General features: G+C 69.7%; 24 protein-coding genes. 11 read left to right on the top strand and 13 right to left on the bottom strand.

Features of this window, described 5'->3' with window-relative positions; genetic code table 11:
- Positions 1-31: 31 nt before the first annotated feature.
- Complete coding sequence (locus DPQ65_RS01820) at positions 32-1,414, bottom strand: sugar ABC transporter substrate-binding protein (RefSeq protein WP_114905679.1); 1,383 nt, start codon at positions 1,412-1,414, stop codon at positions 32-34.
- A gap of 292 nt (positions 1,415-1,706) precedes the next feature.
- Here DPQ65_RS01820 and DPQ65_RS01815 point away from each other — a divergent pair, with 292 nt between their 5' ends.
- Entirely contained in the window at positions 1,707-2,789 is a 1,083-nt protein-coding gene (locus DPQ65_RS01815) for an ABC transporter ATP-binding protein (protein WP_114905678.1), read from the top strand.
- A gap of 96 nt (positions 2,790-2,885) precedes the next feature.
- A complete protein-coding gene (locus DPQ65_RS01810) occupies positions 2,886-4,127 on the top strand; it encodes a DUF4032 domain-containing protein (protein ID WP_114905677.1) in 1,242 nt (413 codons plus the stop codon).
- A 182-nt stretch (positions 4,128-4,309) separates the two neighbouring features.
- Here the strand turns inward: DPQ65_RS01810 and DPQ65_RS01805 are convergent, their stop codons facing one another.
- The 3 genes from DPQ65_RS01805 to cysS are packed head-to-tail and all read right to left on the bottom strand — an operon-like array spanning position 4,310 to position 7,173.
- Positions 4,310-4,765 (bottom strand): NUDIX domain-containing protein, encoded by a 456-nt coding sequence (locus DPQ65_RS01805; RefSeq protein ID WP_162801959.1) that lies wholly within the window; start codon positions 4,763-4,765, stop codon positions 4,310-4,312.
- A gap of 6 nt (positions 4,766-4,771) precedes the next feature.
- Complete coding sequence (gene rlmB / locus DPQ65_RS01800; RefSeq protein ID WP_114905675.1) at positions 4,772-5,713, bottom strand: 23S rRNA (guanosine(2251)-2'-O)-methyltransferase RlmB; 942 nt, start codon at positions 5,711-5,713, stop codon at positions 4,772-4,774.
- A 5-nt stretch (positions 5,714-5,718) separates the two neighbouring features.
- Positions 5,719-7,173 (bottom strand): cysteine--tRNA ligase, encoded by a 1,455-nt coding sequence (cysS, locus tag DPQ65_RS01795; RefSeq protein ID WP_114905674.1) that lies wholly within the window; start codon positions 7,171-7,173, stop codon positions 5,719-5,721.
- Positions 7,174-7,279: 106 nt separating this feature from the next.
- Between cysS and DPQ65_RS01790 the strand changes: the two genes are divergently transcribed.
- Genes DPQ65_RS01790 through DPQ65_RS01780 form a run of 3 tightly spaced genes read left to right on the top strand, consistent with a single transcriptional unit; the run spans position 7,280 to position 9,607 of the window.
- Positions 7,280-7,759, top strand: a complete 480-nt coding sequence (locus tag DPQ65_RS01790; RefSeq protein ID WP_114905673.1) for a DUF6069 family protein — start codon at positions 7,280-7,282, stop codon at positions 7,757-7,759.
- 49 nt (positions 7,760-7,808) lie between these two features.
- Positions 7,809-9,002, top strand: coding sequence for a sensor histidine kinase (locus tag DPQ65_RS01785; protein WP_114905672.1), 1,194 nt, complete (start codon positions 7,809-7,811; stop codon positions 9,000-9,002).
- Positions 8,999-9,607, top strand: coding sequence for a response regulator transcription factor (locus tag DPQ65_RS01780; protein WP_114905671.1), 609 nt, complete (start codon positions 8,999-9,001; stop codon positions 9,605-9,607). The genes DPQ65_RS01785 and DPQ65_RS01780 overlap by 4 nt, the downstream gene beginning before the upstream one ends.
- 55 nt (positions 9,608-9,662) lie before the next feature.
- Here the strand turns inward: DPQ65_RS01780 and DPQ65_RS01775 are convergent, their stop codons facing one another.
- From DPQ65_RS01775 to DPQ65_RS01765, 3 genes are all read right to left on the bottom strand, one after another.
- Complete coding sequence (locus DPQ65_RS01775) at positions 9,663-10,124, bottom strand: SRPBCC domain-containing protein (RefSeq protein ID WP_114905670.1); 462 nt, start codon at positions 10,122-10,124, stop codon at positions 9,663-9,665.
- Positions 10,125-10,295: 171 nt separating this feature from the next.
- Positions 10,296-10,997: a YidC/Oxa1 family membrane protein insertase gene (locus tag DPQ65_RS01770; protein WP_114905669.1), complete on the bottom strand. Its 702-nt coding sequence runs from the start codon at positions 10,995-10,997 to the stop codon at positions 10,296-10,298.
- A gap of 78 nt (positions 10,998-11,075) precedes the next feature.
- Positions 11,076-11,408: a hypothetical protein gene (locus DPQ65_RS01765; protein ID WP_162801958.1), complete on the bottom strand. Its 333-nt coding sequence runs from the start codon at positions 11,406-11,408 to the stop codon at positions 11,076-11,078.
- A gap of 142 nt (positions 11,409-11,550) precedes the next feature.
- Between DPQ65_RS01765 and pstS the strand changes: the two genes are divergently transcribed.
- The gene (pstS, locus tag DPQ65_RS01760; protein WP_238146618.1) at positions 11,551-12,597 is read left to right on the top strand and encodes a phosphate ABC transporter substrate-binding protein PstS; all 1,047 of its coding nucleotides are present in this window, start codon (positions 11,551-11,553) and stop codon (positions 12,595-12,597) included.
- A 42-nt stretch (positions 12,598-12,639) separates the two neighbouring features.
- Here the strand turns inward: pstS and DPQ65_RS01755 are convergent, their stop codons facing one another.
- From DPQ65_RS01755 to ispF, 3 genes are all read right to left on the bottom strand, one after another.
- Positions 12,640-13,275, bottom strand: coding sequence for an MBL fold metallo-hydrolase (locus DPQ65_RS01755; RefSeq protein ID WP_114905667.1), 636 nt, complete (start codon positions 13,273-13,275; stop codon positions 12,640-12,642).
- Entirely contained in the window at positions 13,272-14,357 is a 1,086-nt protein-coding gene (locus DPQ65_RS01750; RefSeq protein ID WP_114905666.1) for an S-(hydroxymethyl)mycothiol dehydrogenase, read from the bottom strand. The genes DPQ65_RS01755 and DPQ65_RS01750 overlap by 4 nt, the downstream gene beginning before the upstream one ends.
- A gap of 106 nt (positions 14,358-14,463) precedes the next feature.
- A complete protein-coding gene (ispF, locus tag DPQ65_RS01745) occupies positions 14,464-14,967 on the bottom strand; it encodes a 2-C-methyl-D-erythritol 2,4-cyclodiphosphate synthase (RefSeq protein ID WP_114905665.1) in 504 nt (167 codons plus the stop codon).
- Between the two features lie 76 nt (positions 14,968-15,043).
- Here ispF and DPQ65_RS01740 point away from each other — a divergent pair, with 76 nt between their 5' ends.
- On the top strand, positions 15,044-15,997 hold the full coding sequence (locus DPQ65_RS01740; RefSeq protein ID WP_114905664.1) for an LLM class F420-dependent oxidoreductase: 954 nt from the start codon (positions 15,044-15,046) through the stop codon (positions 15,995-15,997).
- Positions 15,998-15,999: 2 nt separating this feature from the next.
- Here the strand turns inward: DPQ65_RS01740 and ispD are convergent, their stop codons facing one another.
- On the bottom strand, positions 16,000-17,331 hold the full coding sequence (gene ispD / locus DPQ65_RS15960) for a 2-C-methyl-D-erythritol 4-phosphate cytidylyltransferase (protein WP_238146617.1): 1,332 nt from the start codon (positions 17,329-17,331) through the stop codon (positions 16,000-16,002).
- Between the two features lie 29 nt (positions 17,332-17,360).
- On the bottom strand, positions 17,361-17,843 hold the full coding sequence (locus DPQ65_RS01730; RefSeq protein WP_109471754.1) for a CarD family transcriptional regulator: 483 nt from the start codon (positions 17,841-17,843) through the stop codon (positions 17,361-17,363).
- Positions 17,844-18,028: 185 nt separating this feature from the next.
- On the opposite strand from DPQ65_RS01730, the gene DPQ65_RS01725 reads away from it, so the two are divergent.
- Positions 18,029-18,568, top strand: a complete 540-nt coding sequence (locus DPQ65_RS01725) for a hypothetical protein (protein WP_114905663.1) — start codon at positions 18,029-18,031, stop codon at positions 18,566-18,568.
- A gap of 163 nt (positions 18,569-18,731) precedes the next feature.
- On the opposite strand, the gene phoU is transcribed toward DPQ65_RS01725, so the two are convergent.
- Positions 18,732-19,433 (bottom strand): phosphate signaling complex protein PhoU, encoded by a 702-nt coding sequence (gene phoU, locus DPQ65_RS01720; RefSeq protein WP_114905662.1) that lies wholly within the window; start codon positions 19,431-19,433, stop codon positions 18,732-18,734.
- A gap of 188 nt (positions 19,434-19,621) precedes the next feature.
- Here phoU and DPQ65_RS01715 point away from each other — a divergent pair, with 188 nt between their 5' ends.
- The 3 genes from DPQ65_RS01715 to gpmI are packed head-to-tail and all read left to right on the top strand — an operon-like array spanning position 19,622 to position 23,273.
- Complete coding sequence (locus DPQ65_RS01715) at positions 19,622-20,956, top strand: sensor histidine kinase (protein ID WP_114905661.1); 1,335 nt, start codon at positions 19,622-19,624, stop codon at positions 20,954-20,956.
- A complete protein-coding gene (locus tag DPQ65_RS01710) occupies positions 20,953-21,636 on the top strand; it encodes a response regulator transcription factor (RefSeq protein ID WP_114905660.1) in 684 nt (227 codons plus the stop codon). The genes DPQ65_RS01715 and DPQ65_RS01710 overlap by 4 nt, the downstream gene beginning before the upstream one ends.
- Positions 21,633-23,273: a 2,3-bisphosphoglycerate-independent phosphoglycerate mutase gene (gene gpmI, locus DPQ65_RS01705; protein WP_202862968.1), complete on the top strand. Its 1,641-nt coding sequence runs from the start codon at positions 21,633-21,635 to the stop codon at positions 23,271-23,273. Before DPQ65_RS01710 ends, gpmI begins: the two co-directional genes overlap by 4 nt.
- The last annotated feature ends 25 nt before the right edge of the window (positions 23,274-23,298 follow it).

Below are 23,298 nucleotides of genomic sequence, written 5' to 3'. Positions count from 1 at the left end.
TGCCGGGTCGGCATACTCCATCCGGTGGGTGCTACTTGCCCCCGAGGGCGGCAGCGACCTCGGTCTGGGCGGTGCCCATCCGCTCGGCCGCGTCGGCCCCGTCGACGATGTCGGCGGTCGCCTTGCCCAGCGGACCCCAGACGGCGTTCATCTGCGGGATGTTCGGCATCGGCAGGCCACCCTCAGCGGCGGTGGCCCACGCCTCGACGTCCGGGTCCTGGGCCTGGACCTGCTCGGCCGCAGCAGAGAGCGCCGGCGGGCGACGGTCGGCCTCGAACATGCCGACCTGGATCTCCTCGGTCGGGACATACTCCTGGACGAAGGTCTGGGCGATCTGCGGGTTCAGCGACTCGGCCGAGACATAGAACGCCTGGACCCCGAGGAAGGGAGAGGTCTCCCCGCCGTCCTCGAAGTCCGGGATCGGGTCGATGGCGTAGTTGATGCCGCCCTCGGTGATCTGATCGATCGCCCAGGGGCCGGACACCATGTAGGCGGCCTTGCCGTCGATGAAGTTCGGGATGACGTTGGAGGCGTCCTGGTTGGTGCTCAGCGCACCGACCTCACCGAGCCAGGCCAGCTTCTCGGCGCCCTGGATCGTCTCCGGGGAGTCCAGGATCGACTGGCTGCCGTCGAAGCCACCCTCCTCAAGAAGCGGGAAGATGCCGGGACCGTAGGCCGCCAGGTAGGGATACATGGAGTAGGCGTTGCCCTCCTTGCCCAGCTCCTGGGCCAGGACCAGCTCAGTGTCACCGGCCTCGACCAGTGCCTCACCGTCGGTCACCAGCTCCTCCATGGAGGCGGGAACCTCCGGAGCAAGATCCGCGTTGCGGATCAGCGCGAGGGACTCGACCGAGTAGGGCACGGCGTAGACTTGGCCCTCGAAGGTCACGGCCTCGATGGACTCGGGCACGAACTGCTCGGCGACCTCAGGTGCGATCTGCACGGGGGCCACGACATTGTTCTGGACGAGCTCGCCCAGCCAGTCGTGGGCGCCGATGGTGACGTCGGGGCCCGCACCCTGACCGACAGCGTCCTTGAACTGCTCGCGCAGCTTCTCCTGGGCGACGATCTGCACCGTGACCTCGACTCCGGTGTCGGCGGTGAAGGTCTCGGTCAGCGGCTCGATGGCCGCGGCGCGCAGGTCGTCCGCCCAGATCACCAAACTGGTGCCGTCACTGGCGGCCGGCGGGCCGGCGGTCTCCTCGGCGCCGTCACCACCCTCACCCTCTGCGGCGGTCTCCTCGGCGGCCTCACCCTCGTCAGTGGCCTCACCCGCGTCGTCAGCGGGGGCCTCGGACTCCTCCTCGCCACCAGCCGGAGTCGTGGGGTCATCGGACTCGGTGTCGCCACCGCAGGCGGTCAGCAGGAGGGCCGTGATGCCCGCCATCGCGATCGCGCCGGTCGTGCGCTTCATGTGTTCTCCTTCGAACATCGGTGTTCCGCGAGGGGTCGCGGCCGGCCTGCGCCGGTGCTCGTCCCGGACAGGACGTGGGTTAGCATGGCAGAACCTTACACATCTTGCAAGATCTTGCAATGGAGTACGGTGTGACCAGTCACGGGCAGTGCCGCCGGTGACCGGCCTCCTTGGGGGCCGGGACCTCTCGGGGCACTACTGCCCCGGCGCTTTCCGTCAGCACCCGCTGGCGGGACCGTCCTTTACAACGGATCGTCCGGCACGTTCCTGCCGGTGAAGGAGAAGTCCCACTATGGCAACAGTGACCTTCGACAAGGCCACCAGGACGTATCCCGGCTCGGACACCCCGGCCGTGGACTCCCTGGACATTGAGATCGCCGACGGCGAGTTCCTCGTGCTCGTCGGCCCGTCCGGTTGTGGCAAGTCCACCAGCCTGCGCATGCTCGCCGGCCTGGAGGAAGTGAACTCCGGGCGCATTCTGATCGGCGACCGCGAGGTCACCGACCTGCCGCCCAAGGACCGCGACGTCGCGATGGTCTTCCAGAACTACGCGCTCTACCCCCACATGTCGGTCGCCGACAACATGGGCTTCGCGCTGCGCATCGCGGGCAAGTCCAAGGCGGAGATCCGGGAGCGCGTTGAGGAGGCCGCCAAGATCCTGGACCTGGAGCCCTACCTGGACCGCAAGCCCAAGGCACTGTCCGGCGGCCAGCGCCAGCGGGTCGCCATGGGGCGGGCCATCGTGCGCCAGCCTCAGGTCTTCCTGATGGATGAGCCACTGTCCAACCTGGACGCCAAGCTCCGCGTGCAGACGCGCACCCAGATCGCCTCCCTACAGCGCCGCCTCGGCGTCACCACCGTCTACGTCACCCACGATCAGGTCGAGGCCATGACGATGGGCGACCGCGTCGCCGTGCTCAAGGACGGCATCCTGCAGCAGTGTGACGCCCCGCGCCGGATGTACGACCACCCCGACAACGTCTTCGTGGCCGGGTTCATCGGCTCCCCCGCGATGAACCTGATGGACGTCGCGGTCACCGACGGTGGCGTGACCTTCGGTGAGGGCACCCTGCCGATCGAGCGCGGCGTCCTGGCCGGCGCAGGCGAGCGGGCCGTGGTCGGCGTGCGCCCGGAGGACCTGACGATGACGACCGACGGCACCGGCCTCCCGGTCGAGGTCGACGTGGTCGAGGAGCTCGGCGCGGACGCCTACGTCTACGGCCAGGTGCCGGGGGCCGTGACCGACGACCGGCCGTTCATCGCCCGGGTCGACGGCCGGACCCCACCCCAGAAGGGTGAGGTCGTCCACTTCCTGCCCAAGTCCGACCACATCCACGTCTTCCACGCCGAGTCCGGCCTCCGCCTCGGCGACTGAGCTCACTCGGCCAGCTGACGGCATACCGGCTGGCGGCACGCGCTCGGGTGCGGTCGGGGGACAATGGCCCTGACCGCACCCAGCAGAGGAGGCACCATGGCCCTGCAGATCACGGCCGCCCGGCCGGACCCCGCCATCCTCGACCTGCCCTGGCAGGTGCCGCTGGAGGAGTGGCCCGAGGAGCACCTGGCTGCCCTGCCCCGTGGTATCTCGCGCCATGTCGTCCGCTTCGTGCGGCTGTCCGGCGGGGTGATCGCCGTCAAGGAGATCAAGGACGAGCTGGCCCGGCGGGAGTACCAGACGCTGCAGCTGCTGCGCCGGATCGACCAGCCCGCGGTCGAGCCACTGGCGGTCATCGCGGGGCGCACCGATGTCGACGACAACGAGCTGGACGCCTGCCTGGTCACCCGACACCTGAAGTTCTCGCTGCCCTATCGCGCGATCTTCAGCCAGCGGCTGCGGCCCGACACCGCGCGCCGGGTGCTGGACGCGCTGGCCGTCCTGCTGGTGCGTCTGCACCTGGGCGGCGTCTACTGGGGCGATGTGTCCCTGTCCAACACGCTCTTTCGTCGGGACGCCGGTGAGTTCGCGGCCTACCTGGTCGACGCGGAGACCGCCGAGGTCCACAACCAACTCAGCAACGGCCAGCGCAACCACGATCTCCACATCGCGCACGGCAACATCGCCGGCGAGCTGATGGACCTGGCGGCCGGTGAGCTGCTCGCCGAGGAGGCCGACGCCCTGGAGATCGCCGACCGGTTGATGCACCGCTATGAGTTGCTCTGGCGCGAGCTGACCGCCACCGAGCGCTTCGAGCGCGGTGACCGCTGGCGGGTGGATGAGCGCATCCGCCGGCTGAACAACCTCGGGTTCGATGTCGGGGAGCTGGCGATGAGCACCGACCTGGACGGCACGCACATCCAGATCGAGCCGAAGATCGTGGACGCCGGCCACCACAGCCGACGCCTGCTGCGGCTCACCGGTCAGGATGTCGAGGAGAACCAGGCGCGGCGGCTGCTCAACGACCTGGATGCCTACCGCGCCTCGCAGAACCGGCAGAACGACGACGAGGAGCTCGTCGCGCACGACTGGCTCTCCAGCATCTATGAGCCGATCACCCGCACTGTCCCGCCGGAGCTGCGCAGCAAGCTGGAGCCGGCCGAGCTCTTCCACGAACTGTTGGAGCACCGGTGGTACCTCTCGGAGCGGGCCGACTATGACGTGCCGCTCGAGGAGGCGGTGGCCGACTATGTCGCGACGGTGCTGCCCAGCAAGCCGGACGAGGTGGCCGTGCTCGGCCTCGACACCCAGGAGATCCCGATCCGCACCAAGGGCTGAGCCGCCGGGCCGCGCGCCGGCGTGTCGTGCACCGTGCCACTATCGTCGCGGCGTGTCGCGCGCTGGGGCACCGACCCTGCACCACCCCGCCGGCGTGTCGTGCACTGTGCCACTATCGTCGCGGCGTGTCCCGCGCTGGCGCACCGACCCTGCACCACCCCAACTGCGGGCCGGCTGATCGCTCAGTTGATGTCGCCCAGCCAGACGGGTCGGCCCTCAGGCGGCTCGTGCAGCCAGGCGGCCAGCCGCCGCGGAAAGAGCGGGGAGCCGACCAGATCCTCCAGCGGCACCCACAGCACACCGCTCTGGTTGGCATCCGGCTCCATGGCCGAGCGATCGGGGCGGTCGTCGAGCAGCGTGCACCAGAAGAACAGCTCGGTCTGCTGGAAGCCGCTGTCCCACTCCGGATAGTGCCGCACGCCGAGGTAGTCACGGCCGCAGGCCAGGTCCCCAGCCCGGACGTGGTAGCCGGTCTCCTCCAGAACCTCCCGCTCGGCGTTCTCCCGCTTGGTCTCACCGAACCGCTGGCCACCGCCCGGGGTGAGCCAGTACTCCCCCGTCGTGCCATGCAGCACGGTCACCAGCAGCTTGCCGTCAGCGACGACGAGGCCGCGGGTGGCGGCGCGGACGGTGGCCACGATCGGTCAGCGCTGTCGCTTGCGGGCGATCTCGTAGAGGGTCACCGCGCCGGCGATGCCGGCGTTGAGCGACTCGGTCACGCCAGCCATCGGGATCGACACGATCTGGTCGCAGTTCTCGCGGACCAGGCGGGACAGACCCTTGCCCTCGGATCCGACGACGACCACCAGGGGCAGATCGGCGAGCTCGAGGTCCGGAAGGTCCACGTCGCCGTCGGCGTCCAGCCCGATGATGAAGCAGCCAGCCTTCTTGTAGTCCTGCAACGCCGTCGTCAGGTTGGTCGCCTGGGCGACGCGCACCCGGGTCGCCGCACCGGCCGAGGTCTTCCAGGCGGCCGCGGTCATCCCGGCCGACCGACGGGCCGGCACCACGACGCCGTGGCCACCGAAGGCGCCGACCGAGCGGATGATCGCCCCGAGGTTGCGCGGGTCAGTGATCCCGTCCAGCGCCACGACCAGGGGGCTTCCCGGGAGCTCGGCGGACAGCAGGTCGTCGGGGTGGGCATAGTCGTAGGGCGGGACGAGCATCGCGATCCCCTGGTGCACCGCGTCATCGGTCAGGCGGTCCAGCTCGGGCTTGTTGGCCTCGAGGATCGCGATCCCCTGCTCGGTGGCGAGCTTGACCGACTCCTTGATCCGGTCGTCCGACTCCATCCGGGTGCTGACATACAAGGTGCTGGCCGGCACGTGGGTGCGCAGCGCCTCCAGCACGGAGTTGCGGCCGGTGATCACCTCGGTGCTCGCCTTGGGCGCGCCACGCTGTGCCGGGCGTCGGGTCGAGGTGCTCGTCCGGGCACGTCGCGCGGCCGGGTGCCCGGTGCGCTCGGTGGCCTTGGGGGTCGGGCCACGGCCCTCCAGCCCCTTGCGACGCTGCCCGCCGCTGCCGACCTGGGGGCCCTTCTTGGCGCTCTTGCGGACGGCACCCTTGCGCTGACTGTTGCCTGCCACGTGATCTACCTCGGTCCTTGCTGACGGTCCAGCACCCAGCGGGCGCCGGCGGGGGTGTCCTCTATCACGATGCCACGTGCGGTGAGCTCGTCCCGGATGGCATCTGCGGTGGCGAAGTCACGGTCGGCGCGGGCGGCTGCCCGGGCGTCCAGCCGGTCCTGCACCAGGGCGTCCAGGACCTGCTCGGCCGAGCCCGTGGTGCCCGCGCTTCCCCAGACGGGGTCGAGCGGGTTGATGCCCAGGATGTCGGTCATCGCCAGGACCTGCAGGATGGTATGCCGCAGCGCACCTCGGTCGGCACCCTCGCCCTGCTCGAGGGTCCGGTTGCCCTCACGGACCGCCCCGAAGAGCACCGCGAGCGCCTCGGGCACGTTGACGTCGTCATCCAGGGCAGCGGCGAACGCCGTGGGGACCGCGACCGTCGCGGCCTCCTGGATCACGGCGCCCGAGTCATCGACGAGGTCGAGCGCCCGCTGCAGGAAGCCCTCGATCCGTTCGACGGCCGAGGCCGCCTCGTCCAGGGAGTGGTCGCCGTACTCGATCGTGGAGCGGTAGTGCGCCGCCCCCAGGTAGTAGCGCAGCACCAGCGGTCGCGTGGTCTTGGTGAGCTCGGCGACCGTCAGCGTGTTCCCCAGGGACTTGCTCATCTTCTCGCCGCTGAGGGTCACCCAGGCGTTGTGCAGCCAGTAGCGGGCGAACCCCAGGCCGGCTGCACGGGACTGGGCCTGCTCGTTCTCGTGGTGCGGGAACCGCAGGTCGACCCCGCCGCCGTGGATGTCGAAGGTGTCGCCGAGATACTTGCGCGCCATGGCCGAGCACTCCAGGTGCCAGCCCGGGCGACCCCGTCCGTAGGACGTGGGCCAGCTCGCGGTGGCCGGCTCGGTCGGCTTGGCGCCTTTCCACAGCGCGAAGTCCCGGGGGTCGCGCTTGCCGCGCGGGTCCGCGTCCGCGGCAGGCTCCATGTCCTCGATCTTCTGGTGGGTCAGTTCCCCGTAGTCGGCCCAGGAGCGGACATCGAAGTAGACGTCGCTGCTGTCGTCGGCCGCCGGGTAGGCATGGCCGCGCTCGACCAGGGCATCGATCAGCTCGACCATCTCGGTGATGTGCCCCGTCGCCCGCGGCTCGTAGGTCGGGGCCAGCACCCCGAGGGTCTCCAGCGCCTGGGTCGTCGCCCGCTCGTGCAGATAGCTCCAGGCCCACCAGGGCCGGTCGTTCTCTGCGGACTTGCGCAGGATCTTGTCGTCGATGTCGGTGACATTGCGGATCAGGGTGACGTCCAAGCGGTGTCCCCGAACCAGCCAGCGGCGCAGGATGTCGAAGGCCACGGCAAACCGGATGTGCCCGATGTGGGGAGAGCCCTGTGTGGTGAGACCACAGATGTAGATCCCTGCCCGGCCCGGCTCCAGGGGCTCGAAGTCACGCAGCTCACGGGTCGCGGTGTCATACAGGCGCAGGGTCACGCGGACAAGGCTACCTGCGCGACGGCGTCCCGAGGACAGATGTACTGGCGCACCGACGACATCAGTATCTAGCCGGTGAGCGGTGGTGATTTCTAGCGTTGTCGGCATGACCCACCACACGACCGCCAGGCAGCCGTCCACCGTCTCCGACCCCACTCGGACCACCGCGGACCCGCGCCCGCAGGCGCAGCGCTCCCGGCGTGCCCTCGTCATCGCCGGCGCCACGGCAGCAGCCGTGCTCCTGTGGCTGGTCGCCGGCCCCGTCCTCGGCACCGACCTGCAGGTCCTGGAAGGTCCGGGCGCGAGGAGCGCGGCCCCGGTCACCGCCGGTGCCGTCATCACCTCCACCGTGGTCGCCGGACTGCTGGGGTGGTCCCTGCTGGCCGTCCTGCAACGGCTCACCTCACGGGGCGCCACGATCTGGCGCTGGGTCGCCAGCCTCGTGGCCCTGTTGTCCCTGTGCGGTCCCCTGACTCTCGCGCAGAGCAGTGGGGGCACCGTGGCGCTCGCCCTGCTGCACGTGCTCGTCGCGGGCATCCTCATCCTGGCCCTCCCTGGGCGGAGCCGCGCGGGGGCGACCGGATGATCTCCCGGGGCAGGGTCGGACCGGCGTACCGTTGGCACCAGTGTCCGCGATGAACGCAGAGCACCAGGAGCCGGAGGCCTGCACGGCCCCGGATGTCATGCTGTCCCCGAGTCCGCTGGTCCGGCACGGCCGGTGGCTCGTCCTGATCTGGGCCCCGCTGCTGCTGGGCGCCTATGTCATCGCGGCCGCCCAGGACCACCTGTGGCGAGATGTGTTGCTGCTGGTGGCCGCTGGAGCAGCCTTCTGGGCCACGATCAGCACCTTCTACCGCCCGGTCGATGCAGCCCGGTTCCGCCTCCCGTCGTGGGTTCCGCTCAGTCTGCTGGCCGCCCTGGTCGGCACGATCCTGTGGACGATCCGCGCCGTGGCGGCCTCCGAGATCGCGTTCATGACGCTGGCCCTGCTCGCCATCGCGGCGGCCGTCGTGCTCCCTCCCCGGGCCGTGCCTCTCACGATGGTGGCGCTCGGGGTGCTGGGCGGCGCTGGCGGCCTGGCGGCCGGGTGGGGCTGGGGTGTGGTCAGTTGGTTGACCATCACCACGGTGCTCAGCGGGATGGGCACCTTCGTCGTGCACCGTCTGGCCGCGACCGTCCAGGAGCTGGCCCGCACCCGCCGGCAGCTCGCCGAGGCGGCGGTGAGCGCGGAGCGCATGCGGTTCTCCCGGGACCTGCACGACCTGCTCGGCCACACCCTGTCCGTCATCGTCGTCAAGGCCGAGGCGGTGCGCCGGTTGGCGGAGGCCGACCCGGCCGCCGCGGCCGAGCACGGCTCCGAGATCGAGACGCTGGGACGGTCCGCGCTCACCGAGGTGCGTCAGGCGGTGGCTGGCTATCGCGAGGGCAGTCTGGAGGACGAGATCTCCCGTGCCGCGGCCGCCCTGCGGGCCGGTGGGATCGCGCCGGAGATCGGCCATGTCCCGCCCGGTCTCGACCCGGGGGCCGAGCGACAGCTGGCGTGGGTGGTCCGCGAGGCCACCACGAATGTCCTGCGGCACTCCGGGGCACGCACCTGTCGGGTCTCGGTGGGCCGCAGCGACGGACGGGCGCGGGTGACCGTCGCCGATGACGGGCGCGGCACACCGGGCAGTCTGCGGAGGGGCACCGGGCTCATCGGCCTCCGGGAACGGTTGGCCGGGCGTGGTGGCACAGTGACCGTGCAGCACAGTCCGCACGGGTTCACGCTCGTGGCCGAGGTGCCGCTGGCTGATGCTGAGGACCGGCCCGTGGTGCGGGAGGGTCGATGACCACGCGCATCCTGCTCGCCGAGGACCAGGGGATGCTCCGGTCGGCGTTGGCGTCCCTGCTCGACGCCGAGCCCGACATGCAGGTCGTGGCACAGGTCGGGCGCGGTGACCAGATCGTGGCGGCTGCCGTGGAGCACCGTGCCGAGGTAGCGCTGGTCGACATCGACCTGCCCGGCGGCAGTGGGTTGGATGCCCTGCCCGACCTGCGCAGGCAGGCCCCGGACTGCACGGCGATCATCGTGACGACCTTTGCGCGTGCCGGCTACCTGCGCCGCGCCATGGCCGCGGGCGCCCGGGGCTTCCTGGTCAAGGACGACCCGGTCGACCAGCTGGCCGCCGCCATCCGCAGCGTGCTGGCCGGGGAGGTCGTGGTCCAGCCGGACCTGGCGGTTGCAGCCCTGCGTGCTCCGGCCAACCCGCTCACGGTCCGTGAGCAGGAGGTACTGCAGGCATCGCGGGACGGGGCGACAGTGGCTGACATCGCCGGGCGGCTCTACCTGTCCGAGCAGACGGTGCGCAACTATCTGTCCTCGGGGATCGGCAAGACGGGCGCACGCAACCGGGCTGAGGCGCGGGCCGTGGCACAGGAGCACGGGTGGATCTGACCGGGCCCAGTCGCCAGCGACGTGGCGGCGAGGTGCTCGAAACGACCACGGCGGCTCAGTCGCCGGCGACGACAGTGGCGGCGAAGCGCTCGAGCAGCGTGGGCCACTCGGCGAACTTGCCGCGCTGCGCGACGTTGTCCGGTTCCCACCCGCTGTGGGCCAACGTCACGAGCGTGCCACCGCCCGAGGGCGCAAACGTGACCTCGAGGGTCGTCGGGTGGTCGCGCGGCAGCGACAGGTGGAAACTCATCACGAACCGCTCCCCGATCGCCCACTCCAGCACCTCCCCGATCGGGTAGTCCTGGCCGTCGTGGTGCAGGGCCACGACTCCGCCCTCCACCTCCTCGACGTCGGCGCCCTCGAAGGTCGCCGGGTCGGGCGTCAGTCGCGGGTCCCACCAGTCGCCAAACCCCTCGGTGAACACCTCAAAGGCGTGCACCGGGTCGGCATCGACTCGGCGGGAGCAGACGATCGGCTCGGACGAGACATGGCGCTGCTCGGCACCCACTGGGCACATCGGCTCTCCTCACTGAGGGCGGACAGCACCAGTGTGCTCCCACGCGACGATCTGCACCAGATCATTCAGGTCAACACTCGCACCGGGTTCAGCAAGCACCTGACAGGCGCCCAGCCCCTTGGCCCGGCTGGCCCACCCTCGTCTCCGAGGACGACCCCCTGGACGAGAGGATCACATGGTGACCAGGCGACGCACGGCATACCGCTCCCCAAGGGTCCACAGAGCACTGGTGACCAGGTAGAGGCCCGTGCCCAGCGGCAGCACCGCGACCGCGAGGACCGTGCCGAAGGACATCATCGGCATGATCCGGCCCATCGTCTGGGCGACCTGGGCCTGCGGCGAGTCAGTCTCTGGCGTGGGCAGCACCAGAGTGGCCCGGGTATGCCGCATGGTCAGATAGGCGACGACGACAGCGAGCGCGACGAGCCCCAGGAACACCGGGCCCCCGGCCCCGGCGGTGGCAAGGTGCGCCGTCAGGGGCACACCCAGCAGGCTGTGGTGCAGCAGGGCGTTGACCTGTCCCGCGATGTGCGGGGCAGAGAACAGCCGATAGATGATCATGATGACGGGCAACTGCACCAGGGCGGGCAGACACCCAGCCACCGGGGACACACCCTCGCGGCGATGCAGTTCCAGCAGTTCGCGCTGGAGCCGCTCCGGGTCCTTGGCGTGCTGGGTGCGCACCTCCTTCAGTTGTGGGGCGATGCGCTGCCGGTGCAGGCTCGCACGGTGGGTTGCGCGGTTCAGCGGGTGCAGCGCGAGCCGCACCAGGATGGTCAGCAGGACGATGACCAGTGGCATCGGAAACCACTGGGCGGTGAGGTCGATCAGGTGGTGGGCGGGCAGGAGCAGCGGGTCGAGCCAGGACAGCATGGGTCCTCCGAGAAAGGTCGGGACGAGGGGTCGTCTCGGAGGTGCTCGCGTGCAGTGACCGCCGCGGGGCTGGTCAGCTCAGGTGGCAGGCGAGAGGACCTCCGGGGCGGTGTGCCCCGGAGCCCTCGGTTGTGGTCTGCCCGCCAGGTCTGGCTCGAGCAGTGGCATCGGTGATCGCCCCCACTGTCGCCGCAACCGGTCTGCTCGCGGGATGGCCGCACCGGATGTGGTCACCGCCAGCGTCGCCGCATGGGTGGTGACGGTCAGGCTGACCATGAGCACGACGCCGAGTCCCACCGCCATCGTGACGGTGTCGGCGAACGCTACGGAGAGGGCACCCACCAGGACCGCGCTCAGCAGCATCCCCAGCAGGGAACTGCGACGGTCGGTCTGGTCCACGAGATCTACCATACCCAGCAGGCAACGCCCGGGGGTCCACTGGCCGGCTCCGGGACTCGTGGCCGCGGCGGCCCGGGATCAACCCGGCCTGCCATGCTGAGGCCTCCGCCCCGCTAAGGTGCCCATCGGCTAGTAGGACGAGAGAGGTGCAACAGTGAAGCTTCACCGCCTAGCGTCGACCGTCGTGATCGCGATGGTGTCACTCACCCTGACCGCGTGCAGCGACAGCAGCAACAACCTGGTCGGTGCCGGTGCCTCCTCACAGGCCTCCGCCACCACCGCGTGGATCGCCGGCTACCGGGACCTCCACCCCGACGTGACCGTGCGCTACGACGCCGTGGGGTCCGGCGCCGGCCGCGGGCAACTGATCACCGGTGCGGTGGACTTTGCTGGCTCCGACGCAGCACTGGACGAGGAGGAGCGAGAGGACGTCAAGGAGGTCTGCGGGCCAGGGGGAGCGATGAACCTGCCGCTGTACATCTCCCCCATCGCCATTCCCTACAACCTGCCAGGTGTGGACAAGCTCAACCTGCGACCTGAGGTGCTGGCCGGCATCTTCAACCAGGACATCACCACGTGGAACGACGCGGCGATTGCCGCGGACAACCCCGACGCTGACCTGCCCAACACCCCGATCACCGTGGTCAACCGCTCCGACGACTCGGGCACCACCGAGAACTTCATGGAGTATCTGGCCACCGCCGCACCTCAGGCCTGGCCGCACGAACCGGATGCTGCCTGGCCGGTCCCCGGTGGTGAGGCCGCAGTCCAGGCCCACGGTGTCATCCAGGTCATCACCGGCACCGAGGGCTCGATCGGCTACTCCGACGCCTCCTCGGTGACCGGCCAGTCGGCCGCCATCGGGGTCGGTGACGAGTTCGTCGGGTTCTCGCCGGAGGCCGCCGCTGCGGTCGTGGACGCCTCCGAACTGATCGACACCGGCATCGAGGGCGACCTTGCCCTGGAGCTGGCCCGCGACACCACCGACTCGGGGGCCTATCCGATCGTCCTGGTCACGTACCACATCGTCTGCTCCTCCTACGAGGATCCACAGCGCGCCGATCTGATCAAGGACTACATCGGATATATCGCCTCCGAAGAGGGCCAGCGGGCCGCGGCCGACGCCGCCGGTTCTGCGCCCATCTCCGAGAAGCTGCGTCAGCAGGTCATGAACAGCCTGGAGTTGATCCAGGGCGGCTGACCCGACCTGACCTTCACGGTGCGCGCTCCACTCCTACCGGCGTCAGTGCCCGCGGTCGATCCACTCCTGCCGGTTCGGGGCCTCGGCACCGATCGTCGTGGTGTCGCCGTGACCGGTGTGCACCACCGTGTCCAGCGGCAAGGTCAGCAGTTTGCGCGTGATCGAGTCGACGATCGTGTCGAAGTCACTGAACGACCGGCCGGTGGCGCCGGGGCCTCCCTGGAAGAGCGTGTCTCCGCTGAACACCGCCCCGAGGGCGGGTGCATGGAAGCAGCAGGCCCCCGGGGAGTGACCAGGGGTGTGCAGCACGTGGAGGACAGTGCCGGCCACCTCGATCGTGTCGCCCTCGGCCAGTTCCTCGGTCGGCGCCTCCTGGTGCACCCGGTCCCACAGCATGCGGTCCTCGGCGTGCAGATAGGTCGGGGCTCCGGTCCGCTCGGCGAGCTGCACGGCCGCGTCGATGTGGTCGTCGTGCGCGTGGGTCAACAGGATGCCCGTCACGGTCCGCTCACCCACCACGGCCAGGATTGCCTCGACGTCGTGGGGCGCGTCAACCACCACGCACTCGTGGTCGTCCCCGACGACCCACACGTTGTTGTCCACGTCCCAGGTGCCACCGTCCAGGCTGAACGTGCCGGAGGTGACGGCATGGTCGATCCGAGGTGCCGCGCCGTTCACAGCTGCACCACCGATCGGAGAACCTCGCCGCGCTCCATCTTGCTGAACGCGTGCTCGACGCCGTCCAGCGGGATGGTCTCGGTGACGAAGGCGTCCAGGTCGAAGCGACCCTGGCGATACAGGTCGATCAGCATCGGGAAGTCTCGGGAGGGCAGGCAGTCGCCGTACCAGCTGGACTTCAGCGAGCCGCCCCGCCCAAAGACGTCCAGCAGCGGCAGCTCGATCATCATGTCGGGTGTCGGCACTCCGACCAGCACGACGGTGCCGGCCAGGTCGCGGGCGTAGAAGGCCTGCTTGTAGGTCTCCGGTCGACCGACGGCATCCACGACCAGGTCCGCACCGAAGCCTCCGGTGAGCTCCTGGATCGCCACGACCGGGTCGCGGCCGGAGCTGTTGACCGTGTGAGTGGCGCCGAAGCTCTTGGCGCCCTCCAGCTTCCGGTCGTCGAGGTCGACGGCGATGATGGTGGTCGCACCCGCCAGCGCCGCCCCGGCGATGGCGGCATTGCCGACACCGCCACAGCCGATGACGGCGACCGAGTCACCCCGCCCCACGCCACCGGTGTTGACCGCGGCACCGAAGCCCGCCATGATCCCGCACCCGAGCAGCCCGGCAGCCGCGGCAGAGGCCTCCTTGTCGACCTTGGTGCACTGGCCCGCGGCCACGAGGGTCTTCTCGATGAAGGCACCGATCCCGAGCGCCGGAGAGAGCTCGGTGCCGTCGGTGAGCGTCATCTTCTGGGTGGCGTTGGCGGTGTCGAAGCAGTACCAGGGCTCACCCTTGGCGCAGGCGCGACACTGCCCGCAGACGGCTCGCCAGTTGAGGATCACGAAGTCGCCGGGCTCCACCTCAGTGACCCCCTCACCGACCGCCTCGACCACGCCGGCCGCCTCATGGCCCAAGAGGAACGGGAAGTCGTCGTTGATGCCACCCTCGCGGTAGTGCAGGTCGGTGTGGCAGACGCCACAGGCCTCGACCTTGACGACGGCCTCCCCGGGACCGGGGTCAGGGACCACGATGTCGACGACCTCGACGTCGGCTCCCTTGCTGCGGGCGATGACTCCCTTGACGGTGCTAGGCACTGATGACTCCCTCTGCGTGATCGATGGCGAGATGCCGTCCGCCCAATCTAGGTGGTCCGGCGCCCCGCGTCACGTCCTGGTGGGAACAGGTGACCGGGGTGTCAGCTCAGGGCCGGTGAACCAGTGCCGTGGCGATGGCGGCCAGCCCCTCCCCGCGACCGGTGAACCCGAGCCCGTCGGAGGTGGCTGCGCTGACTGACACCGAGGCACCGGCGAGAGCCGCCGACATCGCTGCCTCCATCTCCTGACGTCGCGGGCCGACCCGGGGCCGCTGCCCGACCAGCTGCACGGCCACGTTGCCGATCTGCCACTCGGCTCCGGTCAGCAGCGAGCGGACGTGCTGGAGCATCTGGACGCCGGAGGCGCCGGCCATCTCGGGACGGTCGGTGCCGAAGACTGACCCGAGGTCACCGAGCGCCCCGGCGGACAGCAGCGCGTTGCAGGCCGCGTGCGCTGCCACGTCACCATCAGAGTGCCCTTCGGTGCCGCGCTCTCCGGGCCACTCCAGGCAGCCCAGCATCAGCAGTCTGTCACTGCCCGCAGCGGCATAGGCGTGCACATCCACGCCGGTGCCGACGCGGAAGGGGGCCCCGGCCAGACCGTTCGTCATAGGCACACCCTAGACAGCCTCGGTCCGGGGTCAGGCCCCTCCCACCCTGTGCCGCTCGTCGGACAGGATGGTCGGTATGGACCTACGCATCTTCACCGAACCACAGCAGGGCGCGAGCTACGACGACCAGCTCCGCGCGGCCCGGACCGCCGAGGACGCCGGCTTCGATGCCTTCTTCCGCTCTGACCACTATCTGGCGATGGGCGGCGGTGACGGCCTCCCGGGGCCGACGGACGCCTGGGCGACGCTGGCCGGGCTCGCTCGCGAGACGTCCACCATCCGGCTGGGCACCCTGGTGAGCTCGGCCACCTTCCGCCTCCCCGGCCCCACCGCGATCACGGTGGCGCAGGTCGATGCGATGAGCGACGGCCGCGTGGAGTTCGGGCTCGGTGCGGGATGGTTCGAGGCCGAGCACGCGGCCTACGGCATCCCCTTCCCGGAGGTCGGCGACCGCTTCGACCTCTTGGAGGACTCCCTGGCCGTCATCACCGGTCTGTGGGGAACCCCTGTGGGAGAACACTTCTCGTATGCCGGGGCGCAGGCCAGCGTGCACGACTCACCCGGTCTTCCCAAGCCGGTGCAGCGCGATCCGATCTCCTCCGGGCCGCCCGTCATCGTGGGTGGCGGAGGCCGCAAGCGCACCCCCGCGCTGGCCGCTCGCTATGCCGCCGAGTTCAACGTGGCCTTCATGCCGCTGGAGCAGGCCCAGACCCAGTTCGAGCGGGTCACCGCGGCCTGTCAGGAGGCGGGGCGTGAGCCAGACAGCCTGATCCGGTCGGCCGCGCTGACAGCAGTGGTCGGCCGCGACGACGCCCAGGTCAGCGCGCGGGCACAGACGATCGGACGGGACCTCGACGGGCTCCGCACGGAGGGGCTGGCAGGCACTCCCGGCGAGGTGGTCGACAGGATCGGCGAGTGGGCCGAGCAGACCGGGGTCTCCCGCGTCTATCTGCAGGTTCTCGACCTGTCCGAGGACGTGGTGGACCACCTGGAGCTGATCGCGGCGGAGGTCGGGACCCAGCTGGACTGACCTCAGGTGGTGGCCGTGAGTGCCTGCTCGATCTGTGCCAGGAGGTGACGCAGGTCCGCTCCGGTGGTGTCCAGGCAGAGATCGGCGTCGGGCCAGGGGCTGTAGTCGCTGGCCTGCACCGCCCTCCAGTCCGGGACCTGGTGCCCCTCGATGTCCGCCGTGCGGGTCTCGACTCGCTCTCGATGCTCCGTGACGGCACAGGTCAGCTCCACCTCGACGACCCGTGCCCCGTGGTGGGCGGCCACGTCGCGCCAGGCCTGCCGCGTCACCGGCAGGGGGTTGACCGAGTCGGCCACCACGTCGAGACCGAGCTCGAGCTGATCCGCGGCGAGGGCGTAGGCAGCCGCATAGCCATCCGCGCCGACTGCTCGGCCGGGGTCGGCGCGGACGAGGGCCTGCTCGATGGTGTCGAGGCGGACGTGCACGGCGCCCCGTTGCCGTGCCCAGGCACGCGCGACGGTGGTCTTCCCGGTGCCGGGGAGGCCCCCGAGGACGAGCAGCACCGGAGCCCGCTCCCCGTCCGGGCCTGGCGACGCCCCATGCCCCTCCGGACGCGTCGGGTGGCGCGATTCCTGATGACCGGGCGCACCGTGTGGCGACTTTTCGGGTGACCGGGCGCACCGGGCAGCGGTCTCCGGCATCCAGCTGGTGGCGACGGCCAGGTCCTCCGGTCCGGTGATCTTCAGTGAGCGGGAGTCACCTTCGACCACGACGACGCTGCCGCCCATCGCCTCGACCAGGCCTGCATCATCCGTGGCCGACCCTGCTGACTGCCGATGTGCGCGCTCGAGCGTCTCGCGCAGGAACCCCTGGGGTGTCTGCACCGACCGCAGGCTGCTCCGCTCGGGCGTCGCGACGACACGGTCACGCGCGTCGACCGTCTTGATGGTGTCAGTCACCGCCAGCGCGGGAACGACCGCCGGATGTCCGTGACGCACTGCTGCCACGACCCGCTCGAACACCTCGGTCGGCGCCAGCGCCCGGGCCGCGTCGTGGATCAGCACGATGCCGGCCCCTTCGGCCAGGGCTGACAGCCCCGCAGCAACGGAGTCGGTGCGGTCCTCCCCGCCGGGCACGACACGGACAGACACCGCCTGGCCACGCACGCCCTCGAACGCCTCAGGCGACCCCGGTCGGGAGGCGAGGCGGACCGCGGCGGTGAGCTGCGGCATACGGTCCGGCGGTGCCACCACGACCACGTCGGACAGGTCCGGACATGACAACACGCCCCGGAGGGCGTGTGTCACCAGCGGTTCTGCATCGGGCCCGTGCCCCAGTGGCACGAGTGCCTTGGGCCGGTCGGCTCCGAGGCGGGTGCCCCGGCCGGCGGCCACCAGGATGACGCCGACGCGGTGCTGTGGAGTCAGGAGGCCAGGACCTCGTCCAGCGTGGCCTCGGCCTTGTCCTCGTTGGTCTTCTCGGCGAGCGCGAGCTCAGAGACCAGGATCTGGCGAGCCTTGTTCAGGAGGCGCTTCTCGCCGGTGGACAAGCCACGGTCCTTGTCGCGGCGCCACAGGTCGCGCACCACCTCGGCCACGCGGATCACATCACCGGAGGCGAGCTTCTCAAGGTTGGCCTTGTAGCGACGGGACCAGTTGGTCGGCTCCTCGGTGTGCTCAGCGCGCAGCACCTCGAACACCTTGTCCAGACCCTCCTTGCCGACGACGTCACGGACACCCACCAGATCGCAGTTGTCTGCGGGAACCTCGATGGTCAGATCACCCTGTGCGACCTTGAGCTTTAGGTAAAGTTTCTCCTCGCCCTTGATGGTGCGTGTCTTCATTTCTTCGATTAGCGCGGCCCCGTGGTGCGGGTACACAACCGTCTCGCCGACCTTGAACGTCATCTTCAGTTAGCCCCTTTCGCGGACCTCAAGGCTACCACGCGTGGCGCAGATCACGTAATGACAGAGATGATATTTGCGCTGGTCAGAGTCTCGAGAATGGCTATCGGACCCCGTGAACCACGCCCGGTGCACCCTGGGCACGCGGGTCTTCAACACGCGCGCGTGGGGGCGGCTAGAGTGTCCTCGTGATCTCCAGGACAGCCGCCCCGCAGCTCGCCCCCCGCCCCCGTCGCCTGGCCGCCGCCGGGTTCGCACTTGTGGCCGCGCTGAGTCTCAGCGCCTGCCAGATCAGCTCGCCGGTGACGACCGACATGAACTATGACCCGGCCGACGGGGTCTCCGTCGACGCCGGCGACATCGCCGTGCGGGACCTGCTCGTGGTGAGCGAGGGAGGCGGAGCCGCCGGAGTCGTCAGTGGGCTCGTCGTCAACAACGCCACGGAGCCGGCCGATGTCACCCTCACGATCGACAGTGGCGGCCAGGCTGTCGCTCTCAACCCGACGGTGACCGTCGCACCGGGCCAGGCGCTCCGGCTGGACGGTCAGAGCCCTGAGGGCTCGGGCGAGGCGGTGCAGGTGCCGTCGGTGGAGGTCAATCCTGGCAGCACCCTCACGATCGTCGTGCAAACCTCACTGGGCGAGGCCGGCAGCGGACTCGCCCCGGTCCTGCTTCCGGACGGACCCTACGGCGACCTCGTGGCCACGACCGCCGACAGCGCCACCTGACGCGCGGTGCAGGCCCCCGGCGAGAGCCGGGACCAACTGGTTCGCGTCGGCACGTCGGCTCACGACGGGAAGCCCGCGATCGTCACGGGTTTGCGCGACATGGGCTCAATCGGTCACGGGTTTTGCGCGACTGGACTCGGCTCGCGCGGCTGACCTCAGTCCGTCACGGGGTCGCGCGGCTGACCTCAGTCACCTCAAGGCGCTCCTCGACGTTGAGGTAGTCGTCGTCCCACTGCCCGGTCACCAGGTAGACCACCCGCTGGGCGATAGACACCGCGTGGTCCCCGAACCGCTCGTAGTAGCGGCTCAGCAGCGTCGCGTCGATCGCAGCCTGCACCCCTCCGGACCAGGTGTCATCGAGCAGCACCCGGAACACGTCACGGTGCAGATCATCCATCTCGTCATCGGTGATCTTCAGTTGAGCGACGGCCTCGGCGTCGTTGTCCTTGATGATCCGAGCCGCCTCGTTGACGAGGGCCTCGGCGACCTCGGCCATCCGGGTGAACGTGCTCTTGAGCTCCTCGGGCAGCACGGTGTTGGGATAGCGCAGTCTGGCCAACTTGGCGACATGCCGGGCGAGGTCACCCATCCGCTCGAGATCAGCACTCATCCGCATCGCGGTGACCAGGGTGCGCAGATCGGTGGCGACCGGCTGCTGGCGCGCGAGCGCATCGACCGCCCTGGTGTCCAGGTCGCGGCGGACCGCGTCGATGTGCTCATCGGCGCTGATGACCGACTCGGCGGTCTCCAGGTCTGCTTCCATGAGCGCGATGGTGGCCTGTTCCAGTGCCGTTGACGTCAGCGCTGCCATCTCCACCAACTGGTCGGAAATGAACTGCAGCTCCTCGGTGAATGCGATGCGCATCGGACCTCTCCCTCTCGTTAGATCCGGAATCTCGTCGGTGAGTCTCCCAGTCTCTGATGAACGCCGACCGGCCTCCAGGTAAACGCCACTCAACCAGCAGAACTCCGGAGGCGCTCCGGCTCCTCCCTAGCGGTGAGTCATCACCATCCTGGGCCAGAAATGCGCCGTGTGCGACCTAGGCTAGAGGGGTGGACGGACTGACAGCTGGTGCCCTGGGCGTCGTGCTCGGGCTGGCGCTTGCCGCGATCGCCACCCTGCTGGTCAGGGTGTCGGAGCGTCGGCAGGCGACCCCCGTCCCCGAGACTACCTCCGACCCCCGGGTGCCGGAGGGCGCCGCCGACGTGCTCGCTGTGCTCCGTGACGGCGCGATCGTGCTCGACGCCTCCGGACGGGTCGTGCGCACCAGCGCCGCAGCGGTCGCCTACGGCCTGGTCCGGGGCACCAACCTGACCCACGCCGAACTGCGGACCCTGGCGGTGCAGGTGCACCACGACGGAATCATCCGGGAGGCGGAGCTGGAGCTGGCTCGCGGACCGCTGGGCCAGGGCGTCATGCTCGTTGGTGTGCGGGTTGCGCCGATCGGGCGCGACCTCGTGCTGGCACTCGTCGACGACCGCACGCAGGCCCGACGCGTCGAGGAGGTCCGTCGAGACTTCGTGGTCAATGTCAGCCACGAACTCAAGACGCCTGTGGGTGGCCTCGCGCTCCTTGCCGAGGCGGTGGAGGACGCCGCCGACGACCCCGTGGCGGTCCAACGCTTCGCCAACCGGATGAAGATCGAGTCCGGTCGACTCACCAGGCTCGTCAGCGAGATCGTCGATCTGTCCCGTCTCCAGGCGGCCGACCTCTCCGACCCGCTGGTGGCGGTCGACGTGAGCCAGTGCGCCCAGGAGGCCGTGGAGCACACCCGCGTCGTCGCCGGCACCCGACGAATCACCGTCAAGCGGGTCGGCAGCCCCGCTGAACTCCATGTTCACGGGGACGCCGAGCTGATCACCACGGCCATCCGCAACCTGGTGACCAACGCCATCAACTACTCCGACGCTGACAGCCCGATCGCGGTGGTCAGTCGCCGCCGGGGAGACCTGGTGGAGGTCTCAGTGACCGACCAGGGGCAGGGCATCTCGACGGCAGACCAGGAGCGCGTCTTCGAACGGTTCTACCGTGTCGACGCCGCTCGCTCCCGCGCCACCGGCGGCACCGGCCTGGGCCTGTCGATCGTCAAGCACATCTGCGCCAACCTCGGCGGTGACGTGGTGGTGTGGAGCCGGCTCGGACAGGGATCGACCTTCACCATCCGGCTGCCCGCCGCCTCCACGGGGGACGGACCCAGCGGCCGAGAACGGCGGGACGGCCGTCCCGAGCAGGACCGCGGCGCGGCCGGCACCTCCCAGGGGACGGCATCCAGGCCCCAGAACACACCCCTGTGGCGACCGGCGGTAACCTCGGGGTCAGCATCCGTTCAACCCACCCACCCGACCCGCGATCTCGGCAGTGCGCCCGAGCGAGGAGTGAGTTCATGACCCGGATCCTGGTGGTCGAGGACGAGGAGTCGTTCTCGGACCCGCTCTCCTACATGCTCCAGAAGGAGGGCTACGACGTTGCCGTGGCCGAGACGGGGCCGGAGGCCCTCACGGAGTTCGACCGGAACGGCGCCGACCTGGTGCTCCTGGACCTCATGCTGCCGGGACTGTCCGGCGTGGACGTGTGCCGCTCGCTGCGCAGCAAGTCCTCGGTGCCGGTCATCATGCTCACCGCGAAGGACAGCGAGGTGGACAAGGTCGTCGGCCTGGAGATCGGCGCCGACGACTACGTCACCAAGCCCTACTCCGGGCGGGAGCTGCTCGCCCGGATCAAGGCCGTGCTGCGCCGCCAGGTCGAGCCCGAGGAACTCGTCCCCTCGACGGTCGAGTCGGGGCCGGTCCGCATGGACGTGGAGCGGCACACCGTCTCGGTCAACGGGGAGACGATCTCGCTGCCACTCAAGGAGTTCGAACTGCTGGAGATGCTCCTGCGCAACGCCGGACGGGTGCTCACCCGGGGTCAGCTGATTGACCGTGTGTGGGGCAGTGACTACGTCGGTGACACCAAGACGCTCGATGTGCACGTCAAGCGCCTGCGCACCAAGATCGAGCCGGACCCGGGCCAGCCCCAGCACATCGTCACGGTGCGCGGCCTCGGCTACAAGTTCGAGGCCCCGTGAGCCCCTCGCACAGCCAGGGCGTGCGACCGGTGGTCCTGGTCGTCATGGACGGCGTCGGAACCGGCCCTGGCGATGCCTACGACGCGGTCGCAGCGGCCGACACCCCGCACCTGGATCAATTGCGAGAGAACGGGGTTCACCTCGAGATCGCTGCCCACGGCACCCACGTCGGGCTGTCCAGCGACAGCGACATGGGCAACTCTGAGGTTGGCCACAACACGATGGGGGCCGGCCGGATCATCCCGCAGGGCGCCAAGCGCGTCGACGACGCGGTCCGGGGTGGCGAGATCTGGGAGGGAGCCTGGCGCGATGCCGTGGTCACCGCCACCGGTGACGGCGCAGCCCTTCACCTGATCGGGCTGCTGAGCCACGGCAATGTGCATTCCTCCTGGGAGCACCTCATGCTGTTGCTGGACCACGCCAAGACCGACGGGGTGACCCGGCTGCGCCTGCACACCCTCTTTGACGGCCGGGATGTGGAGGATCGCACCGCGGACGACTACGTCTCCCGCCTCGAGGATGCGCTGACCGAGCGCACGGAAGGCACCGACCTGGACTGGTGCATCGCCTCGGGCGGGGGCCGCATGGTGACCACGATGGACCGCTACGAGGCACATTGGGGCGTCGTCGAGGCCGGCTGGCGCGCCCACGTGCAGGGGGTTGCTCGCCCCTTCCACTCCGCGGACGAGGCCATCACCACGTTGCGCGAGGAGACCCCCGGCATCAGCGACCAGCTGCTTGAGGCCTTCACCGTCGTCGACACCGACGGACAGGCCGTCGGGCCGGTCCGTGACGGCGACGCGGTCATCATCTTCAACTTCCGCGGGGACCGGGCCATCGAGTTGACCCGTGCCTTCGTGGAGGGAGACGCCTTCCCCGGGTTCGACCGCGGAGAGGTCCCTGACGTCTTCTTCGCGGGCATGACCCTCTACGACGGGGACACCAACATGCCGCCGGTCCGGCTGGTCCAGCCGCCGACCATCACCGACACGGTCAGCGAGGTCATCGCCCAAGCCAGACTGCGCCAGCTCGCCGCCTCGGAGACCCAGAAGTTCGGTCACATGACCTACTTCTGGAACGGCAACCGGTCCGACCCGTTCGACCCGGAGACGGAGACCTACATCGACATCCCCTCCGACCAGGTCGAGTTCGACAAGGCACCGCGGATGAAGGCCGCCGAGACCGCCGACTACGTCATCAAGGCACTCGAAGAGGACGGCTACACCTTCCTCCGCTCGAACCTGGCCGGCGGGGACATGGTCGGCCACACCGGCAACTTCGAGGCCACCATCACCGCCGTCGAAGCAGTTGACGAGGCGGTGGGCCGGATCGCCGCGGCCGTCGAGGCCGCTGGTGGGTGCTTGGTCGTCACCGCCGACCACGGCAACAGCGAGGACATGGTGGAGCGTGACAAGCAGGGACAGCCACGCTTCTCCGCGGACGGCTCACCGCTGTGGAAGACCGCGCACTCCACCAACCCGGTGCCCCTCTCTATCAGCGACTTCTCGGGCGCACGGTGGCAGGTTGTCGACGGTGTCGAGTCACCGGGCCTGTCCAACCTGGCCGCGACGCTGCTGGTGCTGCTCGGCCTGGAGGTCCCCGAGGACTACCGCCCGTCCCTGGTGGCACGCGCCTGACTCGGCAGCACTGAGCCGCCTCCGG

The sequence above is a fragment of the Ornithinimicrobium murale genome, from assembly GCF_003352835.1.
GTDB lineage: Bacteria > Actinomycetota > Actinomycetes > Actinomycetales > Dermatophilaceae > Ornithinicoccus > Ornithinicoccus muralis.
Note: the sequence above shows the minus strand (reverse complement) of the source record. Positions and strands in the feature narration are given on the sequence as shown.

Bases quoted from the DNA above. Each gene is read 5' to 3' on its own strand.
- DPQ65_RS01775 (WP_114905670.1), bottom strand. From the start codon at position 10,124: ATGTGCCCAGTGGGTGCCGAGCAGCGCCATGTCTCGTCCGAGCCGATC.
- DPQ65_RS01820 (WP_114905679.1), bottom strand. From the start codon at position 1,414: ATGAAGCGCACGACCGGCGCGATCGCGATGGCGGGCATCACGGCCCTC.
- DPQ65_RS01770 (WP_114905669.1), bottom strand. From the start codon at position 10,997: ATGCTGTCCTGGCTCGACCCGCTGCTCCTGCCCGCCCACCACCTGATC.
- DPQ65_RS01710 (WP_114905660.1), top strand. From the start codon at position 20,953: ATGACCCGGATCCTGGTGGTCGAGGACGAGGAGTCGTTCTCGGACCCG.
- DPQ65_RS01815 (WP_114905678.1), top strand. From the start codon at position 1,707: ATGGCAACAGTGACCTTCGACAAGGCCACCAGGACGTATCCCGGCTCG.
- DPQ65_RS01730 (WP_109471754.1), bottom strand. From the start codon at position 17,843: ATGACGTTCAAGGTCGGCGAGACGGTTGTGTACCCGCACCACGGGGCC.
- DPQ65_RS01740 (WP_114905664.1), top strand. From the start codon at position 15,044: ATGGACCTACGCATCTTCACCGAACCACAGCAGGGCGCGAGCTACGAC.
- DPQ65_RS01790 (WP_114905673.1), top strand. From the start codon at position 7,280: ATGACCCACCACACGACCGCCAGGCAGCCGTCCACCGTCTCCGACCCC.
- DPQ65_RS01785 (WP_114905672.1), top strand. From the start codon at position 7,809: ATGAACGCAGAGCACCAGGAGCCGGAGGCCTGCACGGCCCCGGATGTC.
- DPQ65_RS01810 (WP_114905677.1), top strand. From the start codon at position 2,886: ATGGCCCTGCAGATCACGGCCGCCCGGCCGGACCCCGCCATCCTCGAC.
- DPQ65_RS01780 (WP_114905671.1), top strand. From the start codon at position 8,999: ATGACCACGCGCATCCTGCTCGCCGAGGACCAGGGGATGCTCCGGTCG.
- DPQ65_RS01765 (WP_162801958.1), bottom strand. From the start codon at position 11,408: ATGGTAGATCTCGTGGACCAGACCGACCGTCGCAGTTCCCTGCTGGGG.
- ispF (WP_114905665.1), bottom strand. From the start codon at position 14,967: ATGACGAACGGTCTGGCCGGGGCCCCCTTCCGCGTCGGCACCGGCGTG.
- phoU (WP_114905662.1), bottom strand. From the start codon at position 19,433: ATGCGCATCGCATTCACCGAGGAGCTGCAGTTCATTTCCGACCAGTTG.